General features: G+C 54.6%; 35 protein-coding genes and 3 tRNA genes. 3 read left to right on the top strand and 35 right to left on the bottom strand.

Annotation, left to right across the window (positions count from 1 at the left end):
- Positions 1-17: 17 nt before the first annotated feature.
- The 15 genes from ACP5VX_RS03215 to ACP5VX_RS03285 form a co-directional block, all read right to left on the bottom strand.
- Positions 18-92: transfer RNA gene (locus ACP5VX_RS03215), tRNA-Val, on the bottom strand.
- Between the two features lie 70 nt (positions 93-162).
- Positions 163-292 (bottom strand) — tRNA-Trp (locus ACP5VX_RS03220).
- Positions 293-335: 43 nt separating this feature from the next.
- Positions 336-1,310, bottom strand: a complete 975-nt coding sequence (locus tag ACP5VX_RS03225; RefSeq protein ID WP_428724463.1) for a hypothetical protein — start codon at positions 1,308-1,310, stop codon at positions 336-338.
- A gap of 105 nt (positions 1,311-1,415) precedes the next feature.
- Positions 1,416-1,880 (bottom strand): 30S ribosomal protein S15, encoded by a 465-nt coding sequence (locus tag ACP5VX_RS03230; RefSeq protein ID WP_428724464.1) that lies wholly within the window; start codon positions 1,878-1,880, stop codon positions 1,416-1,418.
- Between the two features lie 67 nt (positions 1,881-1,947).
- A complete protein-coding gene (locus tag ACP5VX_RS03235; protein WP_428724465.1) occupies positions 1,948-2,568 on the bottom strand; it encodes a non-canonical purine NTP pyrophosphatase in 621 nt (206 codons plus the stop codon).
- On the bottom strand, positions 2,516-3,199 hold the full coding sequence (locus ACP5VX_RS03240; protein ID WP_428724466.1) for a Kae1-associated kinase Bud32: 684 nt from the start codon (positions 3,197-3,199) through the stop codon (positions 2,516-2,518). The genes ACP5VX_RS03235 and ACP5VX_RS03240 overlap by 53 nt, the downstream gene beginning before the upstream one ends.
- The gene (gene kae1 / locus ACP5VX_RS03245) at positions 3,187-4,266 is read right to left on the bottom strand and encodes a KEOPS complex N(6)-L-threonylcarbamoyladenine synthase Kae1 (protein ID WP_428724467.1); all 1,080 of its coding nucleotides are present in this window, start codon (positions 4,264-4,266) and stop codon (positions 3,187-3,189) included. Before kae1 ends, ACP5VX_RS03240 begins: the two co-directional genes overlap by 13 nt.
- Positions 4,256-4,417 (bottom strand): 30S ribosomal protein S27ae, encoded by a 162-nt coding sequence (locus ACP5VX_RS03250; protein WP_048162993.1) that lies wholly within the window; start codon positions 4,415-4,417, stop codon positions 4,256-4,258. Before ACP5VX_RS03250 ends, kae1 begins: the two co-directional genes overlap by 11 nt.
- A gap of 4 nt (positions 4,418-4,421) precedes the next feature.
- Positions 4,422-4,760, bottom strand: coding sequence for a 30S ribosomal protein S24e (locus ACP5VX_RS03255; RefSeq protein WP_428724468.1), 339 nt, complete (start codon positions 4,758-4,760; stop codon positions 4,422-4,424).
- A 10-nt stretch (positions 4,761-4,770) separates the two neighbouring features.
- Positions 4,771-5,226 (bottom strand): DUF359 domain-containing protein, encoded by a 456-nt coding sequence (locus ACP5VX_RS03260; RefSeq protein WP_428724469.1) that lies wholly within the window; start codon positions 5,224-5,226, stop codon positions 4,771-4,773.
- Between the two features lie 23 nt (positions 5,227-5,249).
- Positions 5,250-5,456 (bottom strand): transcription elongation factor subunit Spt4, encoded by a 207-nt coding sequence (gene spt4, locus ACP5VX_RS03265; RefSeq protein ID WP_428724470.1) that lies wholly within the window; start codon positions 5,454-5,456, stop codon positions 5,250-5,252.
- Between the two features lie 2 nt (positions 5,457-5,458).
- Positions 5,459-5,986 carry a DNA-directed RNA polymerase gene (locus ACP5VX_RS03270; protein WP_428724472.1) on the bottom strand — a complete coding sequence of 176 codons (528 nt, stop codon included), beginning with the start codon at positions 5,984-5,986 and terminating at the stop codon, positions 5,459-5,461.
- 53 nt (positions 5,987-6,039) lie between these two features.
- A complete protein-coding gene (locus ACP5VX_RS03275; protein WP_428724473.1) occupies positions 6,040-6,489 on the bottom strand; it encodes a PIN domain-containing protein in 450 nt (149 codons plus the stop codon).
- Entirely contained in the window at positions 6,435-7,679 is a 1,245-nt protein-coding gene (locus ACP5VX_RS03280) for a translation initiation factor IF-2 subunit gamma (protein ID WP_428724474.1), read from the bottom strand. Before ACP5VX_RS03280 ends, ACP5VX_RS03275 begins: the two co-directional genes overlap by 55 nt.
- A 63-nt stretch (positions 7,680-7,742) precedes the next feature.
- Entirely contained in the window at positions 7,743-8,390 is a 648-nt protein-coding gene (locus tag ACP5VX_RS03285; RefSeq protein ID WP_428724475.1) for a 30S ribosomal protein S6e, read from the bottom strand.
- A gap of 228 nt (positions 8,391-8,618) precedes the next feature.
- Between ACP5VX_RS03285 and infB the strand changes: the two genes are divergently transcribed.
- Positions 8,619-10,433: a translation initiation factor IF-2 gene (gene infB, locus ACP5VX_RS03290; RefSeq protein ID WP_428724476.1), complete on the top strand. Its 1,815-nt coding sequence runs from the start codon at positions 8,619-8,621 to the stop codon at positions 10,431-10,433.
- A gap of 6 nt (positions 10,434-10,439) precedes the next feature.
- On the opposite strand, the gene ndk is transcribed toward infB, so the two are convergent.
- Together ndk and ACP5VX_RS03300 are read right to left on the bottom strand one after the other, a co-directional pair.
- The gene (gene ndk / locus ACP5VX_RS03295) at positions 10,440-10,859 is read right to left on the bottom strand and encodes a nucleoside-diphosphate kinase (RefSeq protein ID WP_428724477.1); all 420 of its coding nucleotides are present in this window, start codon (positions 10,857-10,859) and stop codon (positions 10,440-10,442) included.
- A gap of 29 nt (positions 10,860-10,888) precedes the next feature.
- On the bottom strand, positions 10,889-11,071 hold the full coding sequence (locus tag ACP5VX_RS03300) for a 50S ribosomal protein L24e (protein WP_428724493.1): 183 nt from the start codon (positions 11,069-11,071) through the stop codon (positions 10,889-10,891).
- A gap of 115 nt (positions 11,072-11,186) precedes the next feature.
- Here ACP5VX_RS03300 and ACP5VX_RS03305 point away from each other — a divergent pair, with 115 nt between their 5' ends.
- Positions 11,187-11,429, top strand: a complete 243-nt coding sequence (locus tag ACP5VX_RS03305; protein WP_428724494.1) for a 30S ribosomal protein S28e — start codon at positions 11,187-11,189, stop codon at positions 11,427-11,429.
- Positions 11,430-11,577: 148 nt separating this feature from the next.
- On the opposite strand, the gene rpl7ae is transcribed toward ACP5VX_RS03305, so the two are convergent.
- The 15 genes from rpl7ae to ACP5VX_RS03380 all read right to left on the bottom strand — a co-directional run bounded on the left by rpl7ae (position 11,578) and on the right by ACP5VX_RS03380 (position 21,508).
- Positions 11,578-11,958: a 50S ribosomal protein L7Ae gene (gene rpl7ae / locus ACP5VX_RS03310; protein WP_428724478.1), complete on the bottom strand. Its 381-nt coding sequence runs from the start codon at positions 11,956-11,958 to the stop codon at positions 11,578-11,580.
- A gap of 76 nt (positions 11,959-12,034) precedes the next feature.
- Positions 12,035-12,931 (bottom strand): class I SAM-dependent methyltransferase, encoded by an 897-nt coding sequence (locus ACP5VX_RS03315; protein WP_428724479.1) that lies wholly within the window; start codon positions 12,929-12,931, stop codon positions 12,035-12,037.
- Entirely contained in the window at positions 12,924-14,681 is a 1,758-nt protein-coding gene (locus ACP5VX_RS03320; RefSeq protein WP_428724480.1) for a glutamate--tRNA ligase, read from the bottom strand. The genes ACP5VX_RS03315 and ACP5VX_RS03320 overlap by 8 nt, the downstream gene beginning before the upstream one ends.
- A complete protein-coding gene (locus ACP5VX_RS03325) occupies positions 14,617-15,138 on the bottom strand; it encodes a DUF2118 family protein (protein WP_428724481.1) in 522 nt (173 codons plus the stop codon). Before ACP5VX_RS03325 ends, ACP5VX_RS03320 begins: the two co-directional genes overlap by 65 nt.
- A 3-nt stretch (positions 15,139-15,141) precedes the next feature.
- Entirely contained in the window at positions 15,142-16,278 is a 1,137-nt protein-coding gene (gene fni, locus ACP5VX_RS03330) for a type 2 isopentenyl-diphosphate Delta-isomerase (RefSeq protein WP_428724495.1), read from the bottom strand.
- Positions 16,263-17,126 (bottom strand): AmmeMemoRadiSam system protein B, encoded by an 864-nt coding sequence (gene amrB, locus ACP5VX_RS03335; RefSeq protein ID WP_428724482.1) that lies wholly within the window; start codon positions 17,124-17,126, stop codon positions 16,263-16,265. The genes fni and amrB overlap by 16 nt, the downstream gene beginning before the upstream one ends.
- A gap of 11 nt (positions 17,127-17,137) precedes the next feature.
- On the bottom strand, positions 17,138-17,776 hold the full coding sequence (rpsB, locus tag ACP5VX_RS03340; protein WP_014737210.1) for a 30S ribosomal protein S2: 639 nt from the start codon (positions 17,774-17,776) through the stop codon (positions 17,138-17,140).
- A gap of 34 nt (positions 17,777-17,810) precedes the next feature.
- A complete protein-coding gene (locus tag ACP5VX_RS03345) occupies positions 17,811-18,011 on the bottom strand; it encodes a DNA-directed RNA polymerase subunit N (protein ID WP_428724483.1) in 201 nt (66 codons plus the stop codon).
- 5 nt (positions 18,012-18,016) lie between these two features.
- Positions 18,017-18,439 (bottom strand): 30S ribosomal protein S9, encoded by a 423-nt coding sequence (locus tag ACP5VX_RS03350; protein ID WP_428724484.1) that lies wholly within the window; start codon positions 18,437-18,439, stop codon positions 18,017-18,019.
- Positions 18,436-18,906: a 50S ribosomal protein L13 gene (locus ACP5VX_RS03355; protein ID WP_428724485.1), complete on the bottom strand. Its 471-nt coding sequence runs from the start codon at positions 18,904-18,906 to the stop codon at positions 18,436-18,438. The genes ACP5VX_RS03350 and ACP5VX_RS03355 overlap by 4 nt, the downstream gene beginning before the upstream one ends.
- On the bottom strand, positions 18,899-19,258 hold the full coding sequence (locus ACP5VX_RS03360) for a 50S ribosomal protein L18e (protein ID WP_428724486.1): 360 nt from the start codon (positions 19,256-19,258) through the stop codon (positions 18,899-18,901). The genes ACP5VX_RS03355 and ACP5VX_RS03360 overlap by 8 nt, the downstream gene beginning before the upstream one ends.
- On the bottom strand, positions 19,245-20,093 hold the full coding sequence (locus ACP5VX_RS03365) for a DNA-directed RNA polymerase subunit D (protein ID WP_428724487.1): 849 nt from the start codon (positions 20,091-20,093) through the stop codon (positions 19,245-19,247). The genes ACP5VX_RS03360 and ACP5VX_RS03365 overlap by 14 nt, the downstream gene beginning before the upstream one ends.
- Positions 20,094-20,108: 15 nt before the next feature.
- Positions 20,109-20,510 carry a 30S ribosomal protein S11 gene (locus tag ACP5VX_RS03370; protein ID WP_428724488.1) on the bottom strand — a complete coding sequence of 134 codons (402 nt, stop codon included), beginning with the start codon at positions 20,508-20,510 and terminating at the stop codon, positions 20,109-20,111.
- Entirely contained in the window at positions 20,510-21,022 is a 513-nt protein-coding gene (locus ACP5VX_RS03375; protein ID WP_428724489.1) for a 30S ribosomal protein S4, read from the bottom strand. Before ACP5VX_RS03375 ends, ACP5VX_RS03370 begins: the two co-directional genes overlap by 1 nt.
- A gap of 15 nt (positions 21,023-21,037) precedes the next feature.
- Positions 21,038-21,508 carry a 30S ribosomal protein S13 gene (locus ACP5VX_RS03380; protein WP_428724490.1) on the bottom strand — a complete coding sequence of 157 codons (471 nt, stop codon included), beginning with the start codon at positions 21,506-21,508 and terminating at the stop codon, positions 21,038-21,040.
- Between the two features lie 163 nt (positions 21,509-21,671).
- Here ACP5VX_RS03380 and ACP5VX_RS03385 point away from each other — a divergent pair.
- Positions 21,672-21,757 (top strand) — tRNA-Ser (locus ACP5VX_RS03385).
- A 263-nt stretch (positions 21,758-22,020) separates the two neighbouring features.
- Here the strand turns inward: ACP5VX_RS03385 and rpsJ are convergent.
- The 3 genes from rpsJ to ACP5VX_RS03400 form a co-directional block, all read right to left on the bottom strand.
- Positions 22,021-22,332, bottom strand: a complete 312-nt coding sequence (gene rpsJ, locus ACP5VX_RS03390) for a 30S ribosomal protein S10 (RefSeq protein ID WP_083829962.1) — start codon at positions 22,330-22,332, stop codon at positions 22,021-22,023.
- Between the two features lie 45 nt (positions 22,333-22,377).
- The gene (gene tuf, locus ACP5VX_RS03395; RefSeq protein ID WP_428724491.1) at positions 22,378-23,694 is read right to left on the bottom strand and encodes a translation elongation factor EF-1 subunit alpha; all 1,317 of its coding nucleotides are present in this window, start codon (positions 23,692-23,694) and stop codon (positions 22,378-22,380) included.
- Between the two features lie 111 nt (positions 23,695-23,805).
- Positions 23,806-24,405 (bottom strand): 30S ribosomal protein S7, encoded by a 600-nt coding sequence (locus ACP5VX_RS03400; RefSeq protein WP_428724492.1) that lies wholly within the window; start codon positions 24,403-24,405, stop codon positions 23,806-23,808.
- Positions 24,406-24,522: the final 117 nt, after the last annotated feature.

Genomic DNA, 24,522 nt, shown 5'->3' on the forward strand with positions numbered 1-24,522 from the left:
TTAGCGTGCGTTTTCAGTGGGCCCGCGGGGACTTGAACCCCGGACCTCCGCCGTGTCAGGGCGGCGTCCTAACCAGGCTAGACGACGGGCCCTCTCCTAGTAGTTAACACCATGAGAGGTTTTAAATTTAGACCGTGAAGATGTGGCAGGGGTATTCGCTGATGGGCCCGGGGGGATTTGAACCCCCGACCTACGGGTCACTCCCTCCAGATCTAACTCATCCCCCGAGGGGTCGTCTGACCCATAGTTTGGATCTGGAGCCCGCCGCTCTGCCTGGCTGAGCTACGGGCCCATCAGCAGTCATCAAGTGATTAATTATTCCCTACGGGGGTTATTTAAACCTGTGCTGGAAGTTCCTTGACGCCCCATATCCTGACCACAGCCTGCTGTTTGCCCAGTTGACCGATGATCTTCTCGACCACGTCCCTTCCCCCGCTAACAAGGTTACCGGAGATCTCGGCTAGGCCAGCTATGTAGTTGCCTTGGTTGTCTAGTATGATGTAGGCCTCTCCAGCACCCCTCACACTCAACACTACCACCGCGTAGTCCCGCAATAAGCCTGCCCTCTCTCTAATAGCCTTCTCCAACTCTTCTAGACCCCAAGGCTGCGGCATCTGGACCCTCGCGATGAGGGCCGCGTTCATCACGAGCGTGGCTAGAGTAGTGTAGTCCAGTAAATGCTTTACTTTGTCGAACGTGAGAGCGGGGGCTTTGGCTACAACCTCTCTACGCTCCTCTACAACGGGTTGTGTGGGTCCTGCGGGAGGCTGGGCCGGCTGGGGAGGGCTAACCACCGGTGGCGGGGTAGGCGGGGCCGGCTGCGGTGTGGGAGCTGTGGGGGCCGGCGGCTGTGCCGGAGGCGCCTCTGCGGGCTTAGCCGGAATTGGTATCTGGAGCTCTATACTGGGAGGCCTCTTGACGTACTCCTCGATGTAGTCCATCATATCTGCGAGAAAGTGTCTACACAAGTCTCTTATAGTGCTTTCACAGTCCATGTAGACGCTGACGTGGGTCGCGAAACCTATTCCGACAACTCTGTACTTGATAGTGAACTTTATGTTCCCGCCCTCGCCTCGGACTGTCAAGTTCTCCTCGTCAACGGCCTCGCTACGCATCCTGACAAACTCTCTCTGTACTGACCTAAAACCTGTCCTGATCGAGAGCTCCGCCTCAACGTAGTTCTTGTCGCCCCGGACGATCACTACTCGAGGGTTCCTCGAAAAGAAGGTCCTCAAATCCCACAAACCCGAGTAGACCTGTTTTTGCCTCCCAGGAGAGTAAATAGCCTTCTGCAGGCTACTTTTGCTCATTTCTAGTTCCCGACACTAACTACTCTACGAAAGCCGAATTTATATTCTTTAGGATTAGAACACTCTGGCTATAAAGGCCTGTCCCCGCTGAACAGCTGTTGCTACTTAGTATGCGCCCGAGACTATTAGCTTGGCTTTCTCCGGCGTGTACTCCCAGTCCGGCGGTAGAATGCCCCTTGACTTGTAGTACTTGACTAGCCGGTGTATCTTGGACTCGATCTCGATCAAGCCCTTCTTGCTGTGGTAGTCTTTGGGGTGCTCTTCTAAGTGTCTCCTCAGGTTCACCGCCCTCTTCATCAAGTTGAACAGGTCTTCTGGAATAGGCGGTGCTACGTTGTGCTCGCGGAGTATCTCTACCACCTTTTTGCCCGTGACCTGCTTCACCAGCGGGATCCCGAACTGGTCTCTCAGTATTATACCGATCATGGACGGGGAGTAGCCCTTCTTGGCGAGCTCCACCACAAGCAACTCCACGTCGCTGGGGGTCATATCCAGCTTCAGCCACCTAGGCGGTCCCGCCCGAGAGGGCCTCGTCGAGTGGGACTGCCCCTTGTCCCTCTTCTTGTTCATACCGGTCACTCCTGGCGTCTAAGAATGGGATAAACTGTTAACCAAGCTTTAAAACGTTACCCGGCCACTAGCCGCTCTGCTCCATCATCTTTCTCAGCTTGCTCAGAGCGCTATAAACAGACTTCGCCCTGTGGGAGAACCTGTTCTTCTCCTCCAAGCTCATCTCGCCAAAGGTCTTCTCCGACCCGTCTGGCGTGAAGATCGGGTCGAAGCCGAAACCCCGGCTACCCCTCGGCCTGTCGGTTATGAACCCACATACCTCTCCATGTCCAACGACGATGAAGGGCTCGTATATCACGGTCGTCACCGACTTGAAGCACGCCCTTCTATCGCTCACGCCTTCCAACAGCTTCAGCACTCCTTCAATGCCTATCGTCCTGTACACGAAGCTACTGTACGGACCCGGGAACCCTCTTAGAGCGTGGATATACAACCCCGCGTCCTCGACGAGAAGGGGCCTGCCAACAAGCAGGTAGGCGAGTATCGCCGATTTCCTCGACACCTCCTCTATGCTATCGCTCTGCACCTCGAGCTTGAGGCCGGGCATTAGTTGAACGTCGAAGCCCAGTTCTCTGGCAACAGCTCTCACCTCCTCGTACTTGTGTATGTTGTCCGAGACGAAGAGCAGCTCCTGCCTACTGGGTGTATGCTTCGCGCCTGAGCTTTCTTCTGAGCCTTTCCTCGACATACCTCCCCCTCCTCCTAATGTCGAACATCCTCTCAACCACTTCTTGGTGCCTAGGGAACGTTGAGCTGTAGCCCTCGATAAAAGACTTGAACAACCGATCTGCCTTGTCGGGCACAAGGTTCCTAGTGCTTCTGTCGAATAGGTGAAGGTCTATTGCGTACTCCTCGACGTCGTTGCTGTACCCCGACAGCCCGAAGTCTATGATGTATGCCTCGCCGTTTTCGGTAACGATCACGTTGGAGACTGTGAGGTCGCCGTGGTAGATCCCCGAGTTGTGCATAATGCCCACCTGTCGGCCGACGTCCCTGTATATCCTTTCCAGCTCTTCGACTCTGTAGTCGTTCAGCACGTGAAGAAGCCGGCGACCCTTGACGAACGTCATCACGATCACGTAGTTCTCCATGTCCACCAGGATTGGTTGAGGCACTTTCAAGCCTTTCTCGAGTAGCTCGGCCATGACCCTGGCCTCGGTCTTTGTCCTGTAGTACCTGAAGACCCTGTCGTAGTCGGGGTGCCTGTAGCTCCTACTGACTCTTACCTTGACCACAACGTCCTGCCCTAGTAGGCTACCGAGCAGAACGATCGACTCCGCCCCCTCCGCAAGCCTCGTTAGTCTCTCTATGGTACCCATGGGACTTCTACCTCGTCCACTCTCCACCTCTGCCTTACGTATGCTTTCACAGGGTCTACTGTAACCCCGTAGAGGTAGTGTAGTAGACCAGTGTAGGCTATCATAGCTCCGTTGTCGCCCGAGTACTCGGGCGGTGTTGAGTGGTAGACGGCGTTGTGCTCTGAAGCCATCAGCTCGAACTTCCTATTCAATTCGGCGTTCGACGCCACACCCCCTACCAGCAGGACCGAGTCCTTCTCAGTGGTGAGTAAGACTCTCTCGGAGACCTCTACTAGCATGTTGAAGGCGGTCTCCCTAAGGCTCAAACATATATCACCTAGTCTCCTCTTGTCGCCCCTGCCCGCTCTCTTGGCCAGGTGGAGAGCCGCCGTTAACAGGCCAGAAAAGCTCAGGTCGTTACCCTTCACTACGTATGGTAGGGGTATGAACTCCTGCCCCCACTCGGAGCACACGTCTATAGCGTGTTTACCGTCGACCACGTAAGGTGGGGCAATTCCGACCTCGCGCGTGAAAGTGTCGAAGAGGTTTCCGAGGGGTATATCAAGGGTCTCCCCGTACACCCTGTAGGTGCGGTTCTTACCTGCGAGGACCATGGTGTTGCCGCCGGAGACGTAGACCACAACTGGGTCGGCCAGCCCCGAGACCAGCTTACCGATCTCGACGTGTGCGACCGCGTGGTTGACCGGGACTAGAGGCTTGTTCAACATCGAAGCAATGAACCTAGCCAGGGTAGCGCCTACTCTGATACAAGGGCCTAGACCGGGCCCCAGGGCTACCGCGACCGCGTCTACCTCCTTCAACTTTACACTCGCTTGGTCTAGTGCCTCCTCGAGGGCTTGTTTCGAGTTCCTGAGGTGGGTGTAAGAGGCCTCTCTAGGGTGTATGCCACCTTTGGACGGAGTGTACCTCTTGTTGACGTTTGCCAGTATGGTAACAGCGCCTTCCCTGAACTCTACCAGGCCGACACCAAAGGTGTGGCTTGTGGATTCGAAGCCCAGGACCAGTACGCTTCTGTCCTCTCTAATGGGGACTGTGAAGGGTATCCTGTACTTGACCTTACCGGACATACTCTGTGTAACCGCACTTCCCACAGTGCCATCTCGGGACAGGTTGTTTGTGGTAAGCCATGAAGCTACCGCACTTCGGGCACTTCTTGTTTTTCGGCTTTATGAAGCCCTTCTCTAGGTCAAACTCGTAGAGTTTATGGACGTGAGCCATGTCCCTAGCCACCCTGCGCCTGTTGGAGTTTCTGGAGAGCCTCCTCGTTCCTCTTTATAATGTACTCGGGCTCGAAGTACCTCGCCCTGTCCGGCGAGTCGTAGATGTGGGCTTTGACCACGCTGACTCCCATGCCGTACTCCGTCGCGATCTTCTTCACGTACACCTGCTCCACGGACACGTTGTACAGCCTCGCCAGCTCAACTCGAACAAGCCCCCTGCTGATCGTACCCTTACCGATGTGGCCTATCCTCAGGACGACTTCCCTTCGCCTTATGAGCGGGTTGTACTTTTCCTCGACAATCTCGCCGGCAAACTCGCCGACCTGGACGCTCTTGCCCATGCTCTACCCCTTAAGCACGACCAGGTGTTATATGAATTATGGCAGGTTTTAATATTTTAATAAACTTCGCTAACCTGACCTTGTCGACCTCCACGGAGACCACGCCTACGCCTGGCTGCCCGTAGGCTATTGTACCCTCACTCAGTACCCAAGCGAGAGAAGTCGTCAAGAGGTCCTCCTCTCCGATGACAACGTACGTACCGCTTCTAGACCCTCTGAGAACCGTGAGAGAGTGGAGCGATACCGCCCCCCGCGGGTTGACGATTTTCGCTACGCCAACGGTGCCGGGGCGGTGGTCGCCCCTTCTCGTTTTACCGTCAACGACTTTTATTGACGACTCGAGAGTCTCTGACACGACATCCCCTACTGTGGCAGTGAACTTGAGCCCTCTAACAGTACCCTCCTTGGGGGCGACGTAGAGTGTTCCCTGTGGCAGGCTGGCACTTCTCCTGAACTCCTCCCTCAATACCAGGGAGGGTAGAAACAATGTTAAACTACCTTTATGGCGTAGCGGCCAGGTTTTGTCAGCTCCAGCTCCTTGGATATGGACGACTTGGCTGGGTCGATTACTACTACGACCCCCTCCCACTCCTCTGAGAAGTCCTTTGAGCCGCAGACGGGGCATACCTCGGCTTTTTTGTCTACCAGCGTTCTGCACCTCCGGCAAACCTTGAACGGCTTTCCACGAGTAGACAAGGCTACTCCTCCTTCTCAACTTTGCCTAAGCCGACCTGTCTCATCGTTAACTGAATTCTCAGGCCCTTCCCCGGCTGGAGGCCGATGTTGTAAATCCTGGCCTTAACCACGTCGCCTTTCTCGATAGTCTTCTTCCCGCCCTTCAGCAAGAGGGCTTGCCTAGAGGGGTCGTACTCGGCTCGCTCGTCGGAGACCTGCCCTATGTAGATGAAGCCGTCGAGGGGGCCCAAGTCTATGAAGATACCGCTCTCCGTGACGTTGAGGACTTCTCCCTCGACCACCTCCTTTAGGAACGGGTCGAATGTCAGGGCTGTGAATTCTACGTCGTGGTATGTGGCGCCGTCGCCGTGTATAATCCTGCCGTACTCGTTGACCTTCACGTCTAATATCGCCACTACCAGCCCCGCGTTGCTCGTCAACGCCCCCTCGTACTCCTTCCTAAGCTCTTCCCACGAGACCTCGTCAAGAGGCCTACCGAACTTGTCCGGGGGTATTCTGACCACGCCCTTGACTTTAACGAGTTTGAACAATAAGCACACCTTAGCCTAATAGTATTGAGAGGGTCTTTTTAATGTTTTCACGATCAAGGCAGTAAACCCTCGTACTCTAGCCTACGCGACTCCTCTCTGAAGTATATACTCGGGATCCCGGCCTCTCTCAACCGCCTCCTGAGCTCTCTGTCGTTCGTCGCCACGGCCACAAGACAGCCTCTGCCGCTCGCGTACTCTATGATCGCCTGATCCACGTCAGGCGCTGTTTCAAAGTCGACGACGCTACATCTGTGTTTAAGGTGGTCCAGGACTCTCTCTAGCAACCTCCTCTTCGTACTTCCGAGCTGTCTTGATACGGTTTCGAGCTCTCTGAGCACCACGCTAAGCAGCACGCATTTGGAGGGGTACTCGGTTATGCTCTCCAGCTGGGATATTAAGTGGGGGTGCTCGGACAAGATAACTACAAAGTTTGTGTCGAGGACTATCTCTAGGCTCCTTTGCTGGCCACACTCTCTATTATACCCCAACCCGAGAGCCTCCACCTACCGAGTACCCTCCTGCTCAGAGCCACCCTGAAGTTGGGCCACGTTGCTACAGGCTCCTTCAACTCGACCTCCATGTGGTCCTTACTGAGCTTCGTTATAGTCCCCACTCTCACGGCCGTACCGATAGTGAGGACTATCATCTCTTTTTGCTGCAGCGGAGGCATCTTACTTATCTCCTTAAGACCAACAACCCTCTCTAGTACATTGTACTGTATAGTCAGAGAGTCGACAACTGGTGGTGTTCTACCGGGTCTCCCGACGACGTTGCCCACGAGGCTATCCGCCTTGGTGAGAGAGGGGTCTAGGTTAGTGCCTATCGCCAGTAGTCCGCCTGGCCTGGCCTCCTTAACCCGCAGGTCGCCGAACCTGAGCTCTTCAATGGTGCTTACGAGCGGCTGGTACTTGTAGGACGTCTTTCCGACAAGTACTTTAGCTCCAGGTACGATCTCGATCTCGTCTCCTACTCTCAAAACGCCCTGTATTAACGACCCCCCGACAACCCCGCCTAGCAGATCTTTGTACGGGGTTCCAGGCCTGTTCACTTCGAAACTCCTGGCCACGAGCATTATCGGGTCTCCCGCCAAGTTTCTCTCGGGGACAGGTATCTCCTCGTAAAGCGCTTCTAGGACTACGTCGATGTTCACCTTGTGGAGCGAGGAGACCGGTATTATAGGGGCGTCCTCGATCGGAGAGCCCTCTAGAAGTCTCCTGATCTCGCGGTAGTTCTCCAGCGCTCTCTCTTTCGACACCACGTCGATTTTGTTCTGAACTACGACGACCCTCCTGATGCCTATTATGTTGAGAGCCGAGAAGTGCTCTAGGGTCTGTGGCTGGGGGCACGGCTCGTTTGCCGCTATGACTAGTATCGCCCCATCCATCAGAGAGGAGCCGCTCAGCATAGTGGCCATGAGAGCCTCGTGGCCGGGGGCGTCTATGAAACTGACCCGCCTGAGAAGCCTTGACTCGCTGCCGTCGGGGCACACCTGTTCCGTGGTGTATGCTTCGGGCGGGTTCAAGGAGTCGCAGTACGCGATATTTCCGTCCGCGTAGCCTAGTTTAATCGTCATACCCCTCTTTATCTCGTCGCTGTGCTTAGCTGTCCAAATGCCTGTTATAGCCTGTACGAGCGTCGTTTTCCCGTGGTCAACGTGGCCGACAACGCCTATATTCACTTCGGGCTGCCTCATCTCCCAGGGCAGAAACCGTTCACCTCGAGCACCAGGTTTCAGCGGTGAAGAAATACCACCTTCCTAGTATTTAATCATCGTGTTTATCTGGACTATGTCACCCGATATGGTGTTCCCGCGAACGGTCTTTTTCCTCCTCTCTCCTCTCTCAGTCGGGTGAAAGCCTGGCGGACCCGACAAAAGAACCCTCTTCTTGACGGGCCCGTGAATGTCGGGCCTCATCGGGAACCCGCTGTTGTCGCTACCACCGGTTATAACCAGCCTCACCCCCTTGAGGCCAACTATCTCGCCGCCTATCTCCTCGCCTATTCTCAGGCCTATTAACGAGTTCGTCCTCTCGTCGTTGATCCTGATCTGCCAAGCCCTCGCCCTGAAAATCTCGCCCTCGAGCTCGTTAACGCCCGTAAGGTTTATCATCTGCTCCGAGTTAACCCTGGCCTCCCCCTCGGGAACCGCTGGGTCGGGGATGGCCACTCCCGTTATTTTCACCTTGTCGCCTGTGTCCGGTCTCCTCATCCTTATCGTGACAACGCCGTGTTTAGCCCCGAGCTTTTTGATGGTCTCTGGGTTGAGCTTGATCCTCGGTAACTCGAACTTCTCTTTTATTCTGTCAGTGTACTCCACATCGGGGTCTCCGATTACTTTGACCTTTAAAACGACCTCCTGCTTAGGTGCTTCTGGGTCGCTCACTACGATCTTGAAGTCGGGCATACGACTCCACCAGTTGCCCGGTGGACTAGTTTTAGATGTAAAAGCCAGTTTTATAAACGCTTCTCTAGTAAGGCTGGCCCTGCTGATAAGAATACGGGCTGACAGAGATTCTTCAGCGGGGACGAGGCTGGCTCGCCCGAGTCTAGTACTGGCGTACATTTAATTAAGCTGTGAACCTCACAATGTAAAAATGTGAGAGCGGGTGACTCCAGTAGAGGTGACGCCGAGTTGGGGTCTGACGCCGAACAGTGGATAAGGCAGCCCATAGTAGTAGTTTTGGGGCACGTAGATCACGGGAAAACCACCTTGCTGGACAAGATCAGGGGTACTACTGTGGCCAAGAAAGAGCCGGGCGAAATCACGCAGCACGTGGGTGCGAGTATGGTGCCGGCCAGCGTCCTCAAGAAGGTGACCGAGCCCCTGAGGAAGTTCTTCCCGAGGCTGACCATTGATATCCCCGGTATACTGTTCATCGACACCCCCGGCCACGAACTCTTCTCGAACTTAAGGCGCAGAGGGGGTAGTGTTGCCGACCTCGCCCTGCTAGTCGTCGACGTCATAGAGGGCTTCCAGAAGCAGACCTACGAGGCCCTCAGCATACTGAAGGAGAAGAGAGTCCCCTTCGTGGTCGTGGCCAACAAGATCGATAGGGTGGAGGGCTGGGTCTCGAAGCCCGACGCCTCCTTCCTAGAGTCCCTCAAGTCGCAGAGCCAGAAGGCCCTCGCTAAACTAGACGAGAGGATCTACGCGATCGTCTCGAAGCTGTACGAGCAGGGATTCGAGGCGGACAGGTTTGACAGGGTAAGAGACTTCCGTAAGACCGTGGCAGTCGTGCCGGTCTCTGCTAAGACCGGTGAAGGCATCCCGGAGCTCCTCGCACTGATCACAGGGCTAGTACAGCAGTTCATGAAGAAGAGACTTGTAACCAAGAACGAGCCTGCGAAAGGGGTAGTCCTCGAGGTTAAGGAAGAGCCCGGCTTCGGGACGACTATCGACGCCATCATATTCGACGGCGTCTTGAAGAGGGGCGACACCATCGTTCTCGCGGGGAAGAACGGGCCTATAGTCACAAAGGTCAGGGCGCTCCTAATGCCAAGGCCGCTACAGGACATGAGAATGCACGAGGGGGCCTTCACTCTCATAGACCAAGTCGTAGCAGCCGCCGGCGTAAAGATATCCGCCGCGAACCTCGACGACGCGCTAGCCGGCTCCCCGTTATACGTCGCTCCCAACGACGAGGTGCTGAGTGAGGTCGTCAAGGCTGTTAGGGAGGAGGTGAGCGAGATCATAGTGAGGGGCAGCGGGAGCGGTGTGGTGGTCAAAGCCGATACACTGGGCACGCTAGAGGCTTTGACCTCTGCTCTAAAACAAATGGGCATACCCGTGAGAATAGCCGACGTGGGCCCGGTGACCCAAAACGACGTCCTAGAGGCCTCCATTGTTGGTAAGACGGCTCCTGAGTATAAAGTGGTATTGGCCTTCAACGTCAAAGTTCTACCCGAGGCGAAGAGCTTGGCCGAAAGAGAGAACGTGAACATCTTATACCACAACGTGATATACCAGTTACTCGAGGAGTTCGACAAGTGGGTCAAAGAGGTTAGGACCAGAGAGAAGATGAAAGAACTAGAGCAGCTTGTTAGACCCGGTAAAATAAGAATACTGCCGGGCTATGTCTTTAGGAGGAGCGACCCCGCAATTGTCGGCGTCGAGGTGTTGGGCGGTAGAATAAAGCCCGGGTACCCCCTCATGAGAGAAGATGGCACCGAGGTAGGGGTGATCCTACAGATCAGAGACAGAGACCAGGTGCTAAAGGAAGCAGTAGTAGGGTCCTCTGTCGCGATAAGTATCAAGGGCCACGTCATGGTCGGCAGGCAAATCGACGAAGGGGACTTACTGTACACTAGTATCCCAAAAGACCACGTCAACCTCTGGCTGACAAAGTACAGGAGTGAGTTGTCTGATGACGAGCTCCTTGTTCTAAAAGAGATAATCGCGATAAAGAAAAAGAAGGATCCGTTCTACGGGGGCTTCTACCAGTTGTAGGCCCAGCTAAGCTAGCTCGTTCTCGCTGAATAACAAGCTTATTTCGTACGCTGCAGACTCCGGGCTATCGCTAGCGTGAACGACGTTCTCCGTCTTCGAGAGCGCGTAATCACCCCGTATAGTGCCTGGGAGAGCCTCTCTACCGTCCGTGCTACCAATCATAAGCCTCGCGACGCTGATCGCCGAGTCCCCCTCTATCACCATTGCCACTACAGGCCCCGACGTTATGAAGTCGATCAGAGAGTTGAAGAAGGGCTTGCCCTTGTGTACACTATAGAACTTCTCCGCGAGCTCCCTGCTCATCCTCAACATCTTCAGGCCCACGATACGGAAACCTTTTTTCTCGAAGCGGGAGATGATCTCGCCCACGAGTCCTCTACGAACCCCGTCCGGCTTCACCATCACAAGTGTTCTCTCTACGACCATCCCACGCTCACCGGCCTTCACTCGTTTCATCATTTCTGGGCCGAGTGCTTTGCGGTCCACTTGTATTTCCTAGGGTCTCTACCAAGCCTGTAGTTCTTGAAGCACTTGCTACTACAGAAGTACAGGATTGAGCCGTCGTTTTTCACGAACATCAAGCCTGTTCCCGGCTCTATCTCTCTGCCGCAAAATGCGCACGTCACTATCTTCAGCATTGTAAGCACACCCACCACATACACCAAGCAGTTTAAACCTCCAATATAAACCTTTATAAACACGCTTTAATTGTATAACGTTGCTAAGGTGATAACAACGAGCAGCCCTAAGAAAATTGTCTTCGAGCCGCCGAACGTCAACGTAGTAGAGGAGATAGGCTTCCCCGCCGAAGTCGTCCAGATACTCGGAAGGACGGGCGTCACAGGCGAGATTATACAGGTTCGAGTAAGAGTCCTCGAAGGGCGCGACAAGGGGAGAGTCATAACCAGGAACGTCAAGGGACCTGTCAGAGTGGGCGATATTCTCATACTGAGAGAAACGGAGAGGGAAGCCAAGAAGCTCACCGGCAAGAGGTAGACCTCTCCACGTCAGTCCTTTGCCGGTAGAAGAGAGGGGCTCTTGGCTATCGAGCTTGGCCTAATAGGACTATCCTGGCAGTACAAGAGGCCAGAAACCGGGAGCTGAAAATAAAAACGGTTCTTTTGTGTATAAGAGCGGTTCACATTCAGCTCTTGGCTCTGATCTCCTTCAGTTTCGACAGCACTTCCTCGGCGAGATCCTTAGCTCCCCCGAAGTCGATTATCGCTGCGCTGGCTGCGGCGACTTCGATACCGGCCGCCTGTCCTAGTCTCTGCTTGCTGGGCACGTATATGTAGGGTATCTTTTTCTCGTCGCACAGCGCCGGCAAGTGAGCGACTATCTCTGGAGGGTCTACATCTTCCGCGATCAGCACGAGTTTCGCCTGACCCCTCTCCACGGCCTTAGTGGTCTCGTTTGTTCCCTTCCTGATTTTCCCGCCGGTCTCCCTCGCTTTCTTAAGGAGCTCGTACGCCTTCTCAGCTAGGTCTTGCGGAACCTCGAATTTCACGTAGAACGGTTTGGGCATATCATCCTCCTCCCTAGTGGTCGTCTGTAGTCTCCTAGAATTCTACAACGGGTTTTTAACGTTAACTTAGAGGGGCTTAACCGGGTTTTACAGCAGTAAACCCCAGAGCTCTCCTGTCAAAGAACACCCTCACGAAGCCGGCCCGTACGAGTCTCTCCTTTATCCCCTTCAGAATACTCGGAGGCCCCCTCGCCCTAGGTTCACCCGTGTAGTGGAAGAGTACCCCGCCTGGCTTCAAAACCCTGAACAACTGATTGTAGAACTCCTGACTGTACAGGTCACCCGTCGAGGACGTGAACCTCGGGGGGTCGTGAATGACCCTGTCAAAGAATTCGTCCGGCAGCTCGTACACAGCTTCGACCACGTCGCCTAGGTAGATCTTCACTCTATCGTCGACCAGGCCCCTGCTCCACGGATTCCTCTCAGCGATGTAAACAACGTTAGGGTCTATCTCGAACGAGACTACCAGGCTTGCCCCAGACTTGGCCGCCATGATCGCCGTGTACCCCAGCCCCAGGCAGGTGTCGAGGACTACGCCCCCTCTCTTGGGTCTCAACGCTCTTATCTTGTACAGCGTGTCAGTGATAGGGTCGACGTCCTTGATTCGGTGCATGTGAATACCGTTGATCTCGAGTGTAGGGGCTACGTCTAGCCCGACAGCCTTAAGCTTGTAGAACCCCGACTCCGTGTGCTTGACAACCTCGTAGAGCTCATGCCTATCGACGTCGAAGAACACGACCCTGTCGGATTCGGTAGGCTTCAGGTCGGTAATAGGGAGCTCTACGTCTCCGACTCTCACGTAACCGCCCTGTCTACAGACCTGGCTCTGCGTGAGCCCTATGTCCAGTGTGACATTGAAGCAACCCTCTCCGCTCTCGATTAACTGCGCCAGAAAGCTCGTGAACCAATAACCCCTCGCAGGCCTGTAAAAATAGCGTGGAAACCTGAGGGCTCTCAGCCATCTCTCAGTCATGGCTGTACACGAGGACGATCTCGTCGTCGCCTACGTAGTCCACTCTAGCGAACCCTACCCTGTACAACTGGACCATGCTGTCTGCTTTCTCGTCTAGGATCTTCTTCTCGACTAGTATGTCGCGGGATTCCACCCTGTCGCCCTCTACTCTGATCAGCTTGCCCTGGACGTGCTCGCCCACCTTCACCCATTGTATGATCGGGAGGTCCAGCCTCTTCGCGTCCTCTGAGCTCAGACTCGTCAACTCGAGCTGTATTAGAGGTCGGCCCTCTCTCTCCACTACTCCCTTGACGCGGAAATTCCCTAGACCTATCAGCCTGAACCCCGTCTCCTTATACGCCGCGAGGTCTTTCTGTGATACGGCCACAATGTCCCCGCCCCTAACCTCGTAGCGGTCGACCTCCTTAGTTCCAAGCCTCCTCGGTACGTGGGCCTCGACCTTGTCTACATTCAGCTCCACGACCGCTAGTACAGGGTCCTCCACCGCCATATACCTTCTAGCAATTGGGTCCACGATGCTCCTGTTTATAGCAAACAAGTTCACCAAGCTGACCTTGGCGTCAACGGGTTTTATTCCTACGTCCATGACGACGCGGTGTATAGTCTCTGCCTTGATGCCCCTCCTCCTCAGGCTACTAATAGTGCCGAACCTCAGGTCAGTGTAGGGGTTTAGACCCGATTTCGTACTGAGCTTTCTCATCTTCGACTTGCTAAGGATGACGCCCTCGAGGCCCAGCCTGCCGAAGTGGATCGTGACGGGGTACTTCCAGCCGAGGTGGTCGTAGAGATACTTCTGCTTCACGGTGTTCGACACGTGCTCTTTCGCGCGGAGTATGTGGGTGACCCCCATCAAGTGGTCGTCTACTCCAGCAGCGAAATTGTATGTGGGCCACACGATGTACTTGTCCCCTGTTATAGGGTGAGGGGTCTTGGACGTGTCTATTATCCTCAGAGCCACCCAGTCCCGCACACTTGGGTCGGGGTGGTGGAGGTCGGTCTTCACCCTCACAACAGCCTCTCCTTCAGCAAAGTGGCCTTCAAGCATTTTGTCAAACTCCTCGAGGTTCTCCTCGGGACTCTTATCCCTGTGAGGGCAGGCCCTGCCCTCGTTTCTGAGTTTCCGGAACTCTTCCTCGCTACACCTGTCCACGTAAGCCCCGCCTACCCTGATCAACTCCTTCGCTATTTTGTAGAACAGTTCCATCCTGAGGCTCTGAATGTACTCCTCGTCCCACTTAACGTCGAGCCACCTCAGGTCCTCTTTGATCTGCAGATATGCCTCCGGGAATGGGGCCTTTGTTCTTGGGTCCGTGTCCTCGAACCTGAGAATGAACTTCCCGTTATACTCCCTCGCGTACCAGTAGCTAAGTAGCGCCGGCCGCGCATTACCTAGGTGTATGGCGAAATCTGGGTTGGGGGCGAACCTCGTGACGACCTTGCCCTCCTCTGCTTCTGGTAGCGGAGGGAGGGTCTTCTCCTTCTCTGCTCTTTTCTCGAGGACCAGGTCGGGCCAGTTAGACTTTAGAAGCCTGAGCTGCTCCTCGGGCGCCATTCTGTTAACAGAGTCGACGACCTCCTGGACAACCTTGACCACTTCTTTCGCGTACTTCCTAGCCTCTGGCAGCTCTCCGAGAACCTTCGAGACTACAGCCTTAGTATCAGCCCTACCACCGTGTTTAACAGCGTTAACGAGGGCGTTCTTCAGAGCAACCTCCCGTACCTTCTCTAACAAAGACTTGTCTAAGCTCATCTTCCTTCACTACCACGACCACATATTTCTCCGGCTTCTCCCATGTTATATTGATGACCAGCGTTATTATCCCATTACAACTAGACCTTATAGTCTTGAGATTGCCCTTAGAGGAGAGCGTGTAGCCTATTTTCTCCCCCTCCCTTACCAGGTCGCCTTCCCTCTTAGTAATCGTCACGTAGGCTGCCGAGACTTCTTGGAGGCATACTTTGTCCCCCGCCTTGAGGTAGAACCCGCGTGTTGAAGGCGCGGGCAGACCGTACTTTTCGATGACGATGAAGTCGCTTACAACAGTGGCCCCGACGAGGTCTATTCTCTCTAAAGCCCTCTCGTACTCGATAAGGCAGAAACCTTGACCAGACTCGCACGAGCCGGCCGACGGGCAGAGCTGGTCTCCTACAAGGCACCATTTTACGTTGCTAGAACACGGTACTAGGACTGCCGGGTAGTAGAGCAACTCCTACCTCGCCATCACGTACTCGTTTACGTCGATCCCCCTCTGCTTCAAGTATTCTAGTAGTGGGCTGAGTATGACTACGGGCCTCCTCCTCAGCTCGAACGTATTCCGCGAGGACGTCAAGAACATGACGGTCTTCAGGGTATGTATGTATGCCTCCATGAACTTCAGAGCCCGCTCGTAGCCCTCTAGGAGGAGCGTCTTGAGTAAGGGTTTTGCCAGGCCTACGAGGTCCGCCCCTAGCGATATCGACTTGGCAGCCCTCAAACCGTCCCAGACCCCCCCGCTAGCTATTATAGTAGCGTCGGGGGCTACGTACCTGGCCTCCACAATGGCGGCTGGCGTTGGTATACCCCATGAAGAGAGGGCCTCTGCCACAACTCTCCTCAGGTCGCCCTCTGGGAGCCTGTACTTTTCCACGGAAACCCAGTTTGTACCGCAGGCCCCCGCAACATCGAACATTCTAATGCCCTTCGAGTAGAAGACCGAGACCGTCTCCATTGAAAGCCCGTTCCCGACTTCCTTGACTATCAGAGGGACCCCCACAGCCTTCGCCAGTCTAACTACCGCCTCGACGACTTCAACGGTGAACCCTGTCTCGCCCTCCGGCTGTACGACTTCTTGAGCCGGGTTTAAGTGGACTGCCAGCGCGTCTAGCTCAAACTCGTTCACTAGGTCTATAAAGACTTTCTCGTCTAAGCCCGGCAGGTTGACCGCACCTATATTACCTATTACAGGGACGTCCCGTGCCACGCGCCTTACGATCTTGTAGGTCTCTGCGACAGCGGTGTCGCCCCGCTTCACCAGCACGGGCCTCATCGACCCGACGCCTATGGGTATACGTAGTACTTCTGCTATTGTTGCCAGCTTCTCGTTGACCGAGTAGACCTCTGGGTGCCCCCCTGTCATACCAGTGATCATAACTGGAGCGTTAACCTCGTACTTCAGGAACTTGACACGTAGATCGACGTCCTCGAGTCTCAGCGCTGGGAATGCCTGGTGCACCAGCACGACTGAGTCGAAGTACTGCTTACAGTGGTCTGGGTGGTCGACGTCCTTGGTCAGAACTACATCTATGTGGCTAAGCTTCCTCAGTAAGTGGTCTACTACCAGGCTGGAACACCTTAGGCTACCTCGAATTTGACCGAGGCATAGCCTACGACGGCGGAGTAGTCTCCCGTCACGTCGCCGCTTGTAGCGTGTTTCAAAAGCGTTATACGCGGGGTGTACTTCTCGAATAGCTTGGTGTACTCTATGAGGGTCATTATCCCCCCTGGACCGCATACGCTTATGTTCTTCTCTGTTATCGCCCTGTAGAAGCCCTCAGAGTCGCCTCGCAGGATGTAGTTTATGGCCTCCATGTCTTTTTCCACAGTAACGTGCTGAGGCTCGTAGTGGTTGAAGTCGCTACTCGCGAGCACTACCACGTCCCGGCCTAGCTCCGATACAGCCTTCTTCAAAGAGAGGGCCAGGTCCCTAGCCACATCAACCGTGTGCAACCCTATGACGACCGGTAAGATCTTGACTCTGTCCTCGTATATGTACTGGATAAAGGGGACCTGAACCTCGACACTGTGCTCCTCTATATGGGCCTCTTCGTCCAATTCGGCGTAGCCGCTGAGCTCCACGAACTTCTTCGCGAGCTCTCCGTCGACCTTCACTTCGCCTAGTGGGGTGACCCAGGTCCCGCCCGGGTAGACCGAGACCAGTGCTCCGTACCCGGTGTGGTTTGTTCCAAGTATGACGACGGTCTCGGGGACTCCCGCTGACGCGAGCTCTAGGTAGGCGTGGGCTGCTACAGGGCCGCTGTACATGTAGCCGGCGTGCGGGACAACGAAACCGACGACGCTCTTATTCCGCGAGGTTGCCAAGACGGGCTTCTTGCCGGGCCCCAACCTGTGAGTGAAGGACTGCTCAATGCTCACAACGAGCTCTTTTCTACTGGCTGGATAAAAATAGCCGGCAACGGCGGGGTACCTCTTGCTCATCAAGACCACGCCTAGAGCTTCGTCTCGAAATCGGAGGGCTTCTCTGGCAGGTCTCCGTTAGGCGGGATCAGCCCCTTCTCCCTGAGTATCTGCCTAGTCAACAGCCAGTAGAGTAGGGCCAAGCTTTTCCTGCCCTTGTTGTTTCCGGGTATAACCAGGTCGACAAACTCGGTCTTGTTGTCGGTGTCCGCGAACGCCACGACGGGTATGCCCATCTCGGCGGCCTCCTTGACGGCTTGCGCGTCGGCTCTGGGGTCCGTCACTACCACCACGTCGGGCTCGAAGTACCAGCTCAGGCTGGGGTTCGTGAACGTCCCGGGAACGAACCTGCCAGTGAACGGCTTACACCCAACGTACTGGCACATCTTGGTGACCGGCTTAAAGCCGTACTGCCTGACGGACACCGCGGCGATCTTCGCCGGCTCGTACCTGGCGAGGAACTTAGCAGCTATCCTTATCCTCTCGTCTATCTTCCTAGCGTCCAGTATGTAGAGCCCGTCGCTCCTGACCCTGTACACGAAGGGCTCCATGAACTTCGTGCAGATGTGTGTACCGATGTGAACGCCCGCCGTCAAGTAGTCCTCGAGCGGTATCAGTAGCTCGACTACCTTCTCTCCCGGTAGCATTGTAATTGGCTTTTCCTCCTCCATACCCGGTCTTTCCTCCTCGCTCATTCGGACCACCTCACGAGATCTTGGGGAAGTACAACACCTGCTTCACTATGTCCACGTGGGATAAAAACATCCTCCTACAACAGTACCTCTTAACGCCGAGTTCGTCGAGGACTTTCCCCGGATCCTCCCCAGCCTGGACTCTCCTGACGTATTCCTCCCACAAGTGGCCTATTGGAGCACCGCACGTGAAGCACCTGACCGGGAAGAGCATGCCCGTCACCTGTAGCTCTTCTGCCACCTCCTCCTAGCACTAATTCTACCCCACTTCTCGGGCTCGGTTTGCCTGGGGTCTCCGCTGAGCATGTGCCTGTCGTAGTCCTTGTAAATACGTTTTATCTCCTCTAGTCCAAAGTATTCAACAATACCCCTCGCTATAGCTATCCTAGTGGCCTCTGCCTGGCTCATCCAACCCCCACCTCTGACTCTGACCTTCACGTCGATCGCGTTTCTAAGGTCTCCGATGAGTAGGAGCGGCTCGAGGATCTTGTTCCTCGCCATCTCGATGGGTATGACCTCTAGTGGGACGTTGTTAACCCAAACTCTACCCTTCCCGGGCTTGATCGTTGCCACGGCTACGCTCGTCTTCCTCTTCCCCGACGACACGACTATCTTGTGCCCACTAGCCTCTTGCGAGCTCATTCAGTACCACCCCTCCAACCCAGGCTTTTAGCTACTTCCGCAACCGTTACAAACCTGCCCGAGAGCCTGCTAGCGTCGGCTTCCTCGAACCGGACAAAGTTCTGCCCCTGTAGCTCCTTGGGTATTCCCACAAACACTCTCAGGTTCCTGAAGGCGAGTCTGCCTTTCGGCTTATCCATTGGCAACATGCCCCTGATAGCCCTCTTGACTATTCCCACTGGCGTCCTAGGCCTCCTGATACCGCTCTTATATGGGTTGTAGTGGGTTCTTACGTTTAAAAGCAGCTTATAACCCTCCACGACCCTCCTCCTCTCACCGCTCAAGACGGCCTTCTCCGCGTTGACCACGTAGACCTTGTACCCCTCGAGCAGCCTCTTTGCTATGATGCTCGCCATTCTTCCTAGAATCAGCCCGCTCGCGTCCACTACTAGAACCCTGTCCTTCTCAGTCGTCTTTACCTCACCCAATAATCTTCACCCCACTGCCCTTCGGGTTCTCCTTGACTAGGTCGAGTATGTGTATTGCCCTACCACCGCTAGCCCGTATCTTTTCTACGGCCGCCTTAGAAAAGCTGAAAGAGGCTACTGTTACCGGGTGGTCTAGTCTACCCGCCGCGAGAACCTTCCCCGGCACCACCACCACGTCGCCTGGCTCAGTATACCTGTTGATCCTACTCAAATTGACCACTCTCCTACTTCTACGGGGTCTCGAGAGCTCTTCTGCGACCCTATCCCATATCGCTGCCCCGTACTTGTTTGCGGCTTTCCTCAGCTCGCTAATGGTCTTCCTCAACACTATGTTTGTCTTAGCCAGCTCCATACGGGACACCCTCGACTAGACTCTTCTTAAGCGCGTTAAGCTTGTCTTCAAGGGCTCTAGTTGCCTCTATTAGAATTCTCTTGGGGGTTAAAGAACCCGTCGACTCGAAGTACAGTATGTACTCGTCCTCCTTCCATGAGACCTTAATAGCCTCACTAGGGCAGACGGTCTCACATAACCTGCAGAGACTGCAGTCCAGTAACCTGGCCTCTTCGACTTTAACGGTGCCTTCCCTCTCTACAATGACCTGCTTGGGGCATATCTCAACACACTTCTTGCAACCCGGGTACCTGCACTTCTCTCCGTCTATGCTTATCTTTGCAATGTACTTGTGAGAAGCTACTGAGACAGGGCTCCACTTTATGTGCTCCCTACCCCTACCGAGCCTAGCATACGCCTCCAACTTGATCCGCTGGTTCTCTAGTAGCTGGACGATTGGTATCCTCTCGTACACAGGCCTGACGTCGGGGTCACCGGTGATAAGGTCACCGGCGTATAGGGTCTTAATACCCCCGGGAGTACCTTCCCCGCTCAACTCGAGTTTGACGAAACAGTCCTCCGAGAACACGCCTTTCTCTCCTGCTTCGCGACACTCTTCCGGTGGCTTGTACTTTTCAAGGGCTTTCTCGCTGGTCAGCGGTATTAGGCCTAGCCTGTGCGCGATGTACTCGTCGTAGAATACGCTACTGTTCTCCATGAAAACTACGTAGTCCACAGCCATTGTCGGTACTTCGGCTAAGATGGCTCTTCTTATGCTATTTAAGACATGTAGCTTTATACCTCTGACAAGCAACCTAACAGCGTTGCCTTCTCTCCGCAGGACTTCTATGTCCATAAACCTCGGACACCACTAGACTCTCCTACCTCTCCTACCGCCGGGCCTCCTTGTGGTATCGTGGGGTATCGGAGTCACGTCCTCGATCCTGCCTATGATAAAGCCGGCCCTCGCCAGGGCCCTAATCGCGGCCTGAGCACCTGGCCCAGGCGTCTTAGGGCCGTGTCCACCCGGTGCTCTCACTCTTATGTGTATTGCCGTTATACCCTTGTCCATTGCCTCGCCTGCAGCACGGCTGGCAGCGATCATGGCAGCGTAGGGGCTGGGCTTCTCTCTGTCGGCTTTGACGACCATCCCGCCACTCCACCTACTGACCGTCTCGGCCCCCGTGATATCTGTTATGTGGATTATCGTGTTGTTCATGCTACTGTAGATGTGGGCTAGACCCCACTTGAGCTCTCTACCGGCGAAGGACATTACCCACCACCAGCCTGTGCAGCCCTCGCCTTAAAGGGGCTCGTGGGAGCGTAATCCACGAGTTTCTCCTCGTCCAAGGTGACTAGGTAGCCAGGGGACCTGATCCTCCTCCCAGCTATAGCTATGTGCCCGTGGACTATAAGCTGGCGGGCTTCGTGAATTGTGCGAGCAAGCCCCTTCCTGTACACTATCGTCTGGAGCCGCCTCTCGAGGAGGTCCTCTGGCTTCAGCGCTAGGATGTCCTCCAACTTGGCGTTCTCCCGGATCACTCCGAGCTTGGCTAGCTTGTTAATGAGGATCTTCTCCTCCCTCTCGCGTACCTCTCTAGGTGCGGCTAGGAGCGACCTGGCTCTGTGCCTGATCCTCCTGACTAGGGTAGCTACTATCCAGAGTTCTCTCTTGTTCCTAAGACCATAAGTGCCTATGAGCTTCATCTCGTGCTCTAAGACGTCCCTCCTCCAGGGGTGCCTCGGACCCTCCCACTTTTTCCTTATCTTACGCGGGTCGCCCATCTGGACCGCCACCTACTACTTCTTCTGTTGCTGCTGGGCCTGCCTCTTCTTCCTCACACCCACAGTCATGCCCGTCCTGCCGGTGGTCCTCGTCCTCTGCCCTCTGACCTTAAGTCCTAGCGAGTGCCTAATACCCCTCCAGCTCTTTATCCTCTTCTCCCTCTCGATGTCTTCCTTCACGAAGAAGATCAGCTCGTTGCCGACCAGGTGGATGTTTCTCCCGGTCGCATAGTCCTTCCTCCTGTTGTACATCCAAGCCGGGATACCGTGCTTTTCTGGCGCGCTTATGACCGACTCTATCTTCTTGACCTCCTCTTCGGTGAGAAAGCCTATTCTCATGTCAGGGTTGAACCCCAAGACTCTCGAGACGCCTAGGGCAAAGTTAGGGCCGACGCCCTTTATCTCCGCTAGCCCGTGGACTAGTGATAAGTTTCCATCGACGTCGACGCCTGCTATCCTAACTATTGGTCTAAAGCTTCTCTCCATGCGTATCCCTTAAACCGTTTAAGCACGCCTAGAACCTTCAATTAAGTAAACTCTTTTTAAGTTTATGCCGCCTAAGGTCGTAGGCTTCTGCGCCGAGGATGCCACTCCGAGACTCCTCTACTCAACACTTTTAAAGAAGTTTACACCGAAATATTATAACTGAGCCGGGGTGCCCGAGCGGCCTAAGGGGCTGGCCTGGAGAGCCAGTGCCCCCTACGGGGTGCGCGGGTTCGAATCCCGCCCCCGGCGCTTGGGTTCTATGATACAAAAAAAGTTTGAGGTCCCGGTTCTACTGTGGGTTTACAACAGGGCGATCATGACTTTCACGAAGACAAATAGATAGGTTTTTAACTTTGGTAATTGAAGCCATAAAATGGTAGCAAACAAAGGGTGTCCGTATGAGCAAGAAGAAGGAGAAGAAGGAAGAGAAGAAGGAGGAAAAGAAGGCTGAGAAGAAGTAAGGTTTTTAACGCTTATGGCAGGACGCGGTTACCGGAATTAAAAACCCTTTTTTACAGCTCGATCTCCATCCAGATCTCGGGTGGAACCCTTAGCCTGATAAGTTGCTTCATTACCCTCTCGTCGGCGGCGATATAGAGTAGCCTCTTGTGGATTCTCATCTCCCACTTCTCGTACTTCTTCTTGCCCTCGCCGTGAGGTAGCTTGAGAGTCCTTATCGAGAGCCTCTTCGTGGGGAGGGGTATAGGCCCGGACAGCTTGACCCCCGTCTTCTTCGCTATGTCGACTATTCTCCCCGTGAAGTCGTTGAGCACGTCCACATTAGTACTCCAGACCTTTATCTTGACCATTCGAGGCGCTGACATAGCTGAAACCCTTAAAGCACTTGGTGATTTGTGAAAAAATCGTTCTTACTTCTTTATCTTGACCTCGGCCAGTTTAATGTCGGTGACTATGCCTATACCTATCGTCTTACCCATGTCTCTCATAGCGAACCTTCCAAGCTGTGGGAAGTCCGAGTACTTCTCTATCACTAGCGGCTTGATCGGCTTGAACCTCACTATAGCGTTGTCACCCTGCTTTATAAACTGCGGGTTCTTCTCCACTATTTGACCAGTCCTTGGGTCGAGCTTGCCGACGATCTCGGTTATCCTCGAGGCTACGCTGGCTGTGTGTACGTGAATGACTGGCGTGTAGCCAACGGCTATCGCTGTCGGGTGCCATATAATGAACACCCTAGCCGTGAACTCCTCGACTACCGACGGCGGGTTCTCCAAGTGCCCGGCAACGTCTCCTCTCCTAATGTCCTTTTTCTCGACGCCTCTAACGTTGAAACCGATGTTGTCGCCTGGCTCTGCCTTCTCGATCCTCATGTGGTGCGTCTCGATCGACCTGACCTCGCCGACGACCCCAGCTGGCATGAACACTACTTTGTCGCCTACTTTCAAGACGCCTGTCTCGACCCTACCAACCGGTACGACGCCCACACCGGAGATGTTGTAGACGTCCTGGATAGGTATCCTGAGAGGCTTGTCTATCGGCTTTGGCGGTGGCTGGAGCGTGTCGAGGACTTCCACCAGGGTCGGGCCATCATACCACGGCATGTTGGGCGAGCGCTCTATGAGGTTTTCACCTGTCCAGGCAGACACAGGGACGAACGGTACCTTGTCCGGGTTGTAGCCTAGGCCCTTGAGGAACTTGCCCACGGTCTCCTTGATCTGCAGGAACCTCTCCTTGCTGTAGGGCGGCTCGGTCGCGTCCATCTTGTTTACCGCGACGATCAGCTGGTCGATGCCCATCGTCTTGGCCAGGATCGCGTGCTCTCTTGTCTGGCCCTCGGGACTCATGCCGGCCTCGAACTCGCCCTTCCTCGCGCTCACCACTAGTATGGCCGCGTCAGCCTGGCTGGCGCCGGTGATCATGTTCTTCACGAAGTCTCTGTGGCCCGGAGCGTCGATGATCGTGAAGAAGTACTTCTTCGTCTCGAACTTCATGTAGGACAGCGCTATTGTTACTCCTCTCTCCCTCTCCTCTTTCATTCTGTCCATCAACCACGCGTACTTGAAGCTCTCCTTGCCCATCTTCTTGGCTTCCTCTTCGATCATCTGCATCGTCTTCTGGTCGAAGTAGCCTAGACGGTAGAGAATGTGCCCTACCATTGTGCTTTTGCCGTGGTCGACGTGCCCTATTATCACCAGGTTTAAGTGAGGCTTCTGGGGTACGCTCATATCGACCCTCTCCTGTAACCTAACGCACTGGGATTTAAATAAAAATGAGGTGTTTATAAAGCATTATGCTTGAACAGGGTTGAGAAGTAAAAGAAGCCAGACCTTATACTTCTACCTGCTGCTCAAGGCTATTCTCTCGATCTCGTCCTTCTTCTGTATCGCGTAGCTCCTGGGGTCGTTGGAGGCGGCCAGTATGATCTCCTCTGCGAGGGCTTCCTCTATGCTAATGGTGCTCCTGAACGCCTTAGAACGGGCTCCCTCGGTTATGTGCCTCAGGGCTAAGTCCACCCTGCGTAGCGGGGAGACGTCTACGGAGACGTGGTAGACTATACCGCCGTACATTATCCTAGTGGTCTCTTCACGGGGGGCCGCGTTCTCGATAGCCCTAACCAAGACCTGAATAGGGTTCTCCTTTGTCCTCAGGTATATCATGTCGAAAGCGGTCTTCACTATGTTGTACGCCAGGTGTTTCTTGCCCATGTTGTGTCCAGGTCTCATGATCTTGTTTATCAGCCTCTCGACTATCGGCACCTCGGCCTTTCCGAACCTCTTGTGCTCGTGCCGCCCCCCTGTGTGAGGCAGGTACACCGGTTTAAGGGATATGTACCTCTTCAGGCTTGGGTCTCTGACGACCACCCCGTCGTAGCTCCACTTACCGAACAGCTTAATCTCCGGCACCTCTAACCCAGCAGTACCGCTCAACTTGAGCACCTGAAGGGATTGGATAGTCAAACTGGTCTTTTAAATCTCAGTCTCTCCGCGAAAAGATTGCTGGAGATGTCCCGTAGAAGTCCCTCGCTGTCGGCATGCTAGGTTTAAAACTAGGTT

This window comes from Thermogladius sp. (assembly GCF_049970955.1).
GTDB lineage: Archaea > Thermoproteota > Thermoprotei_A > Sulfolobales > Desulfurococcaceae > Thermogladius.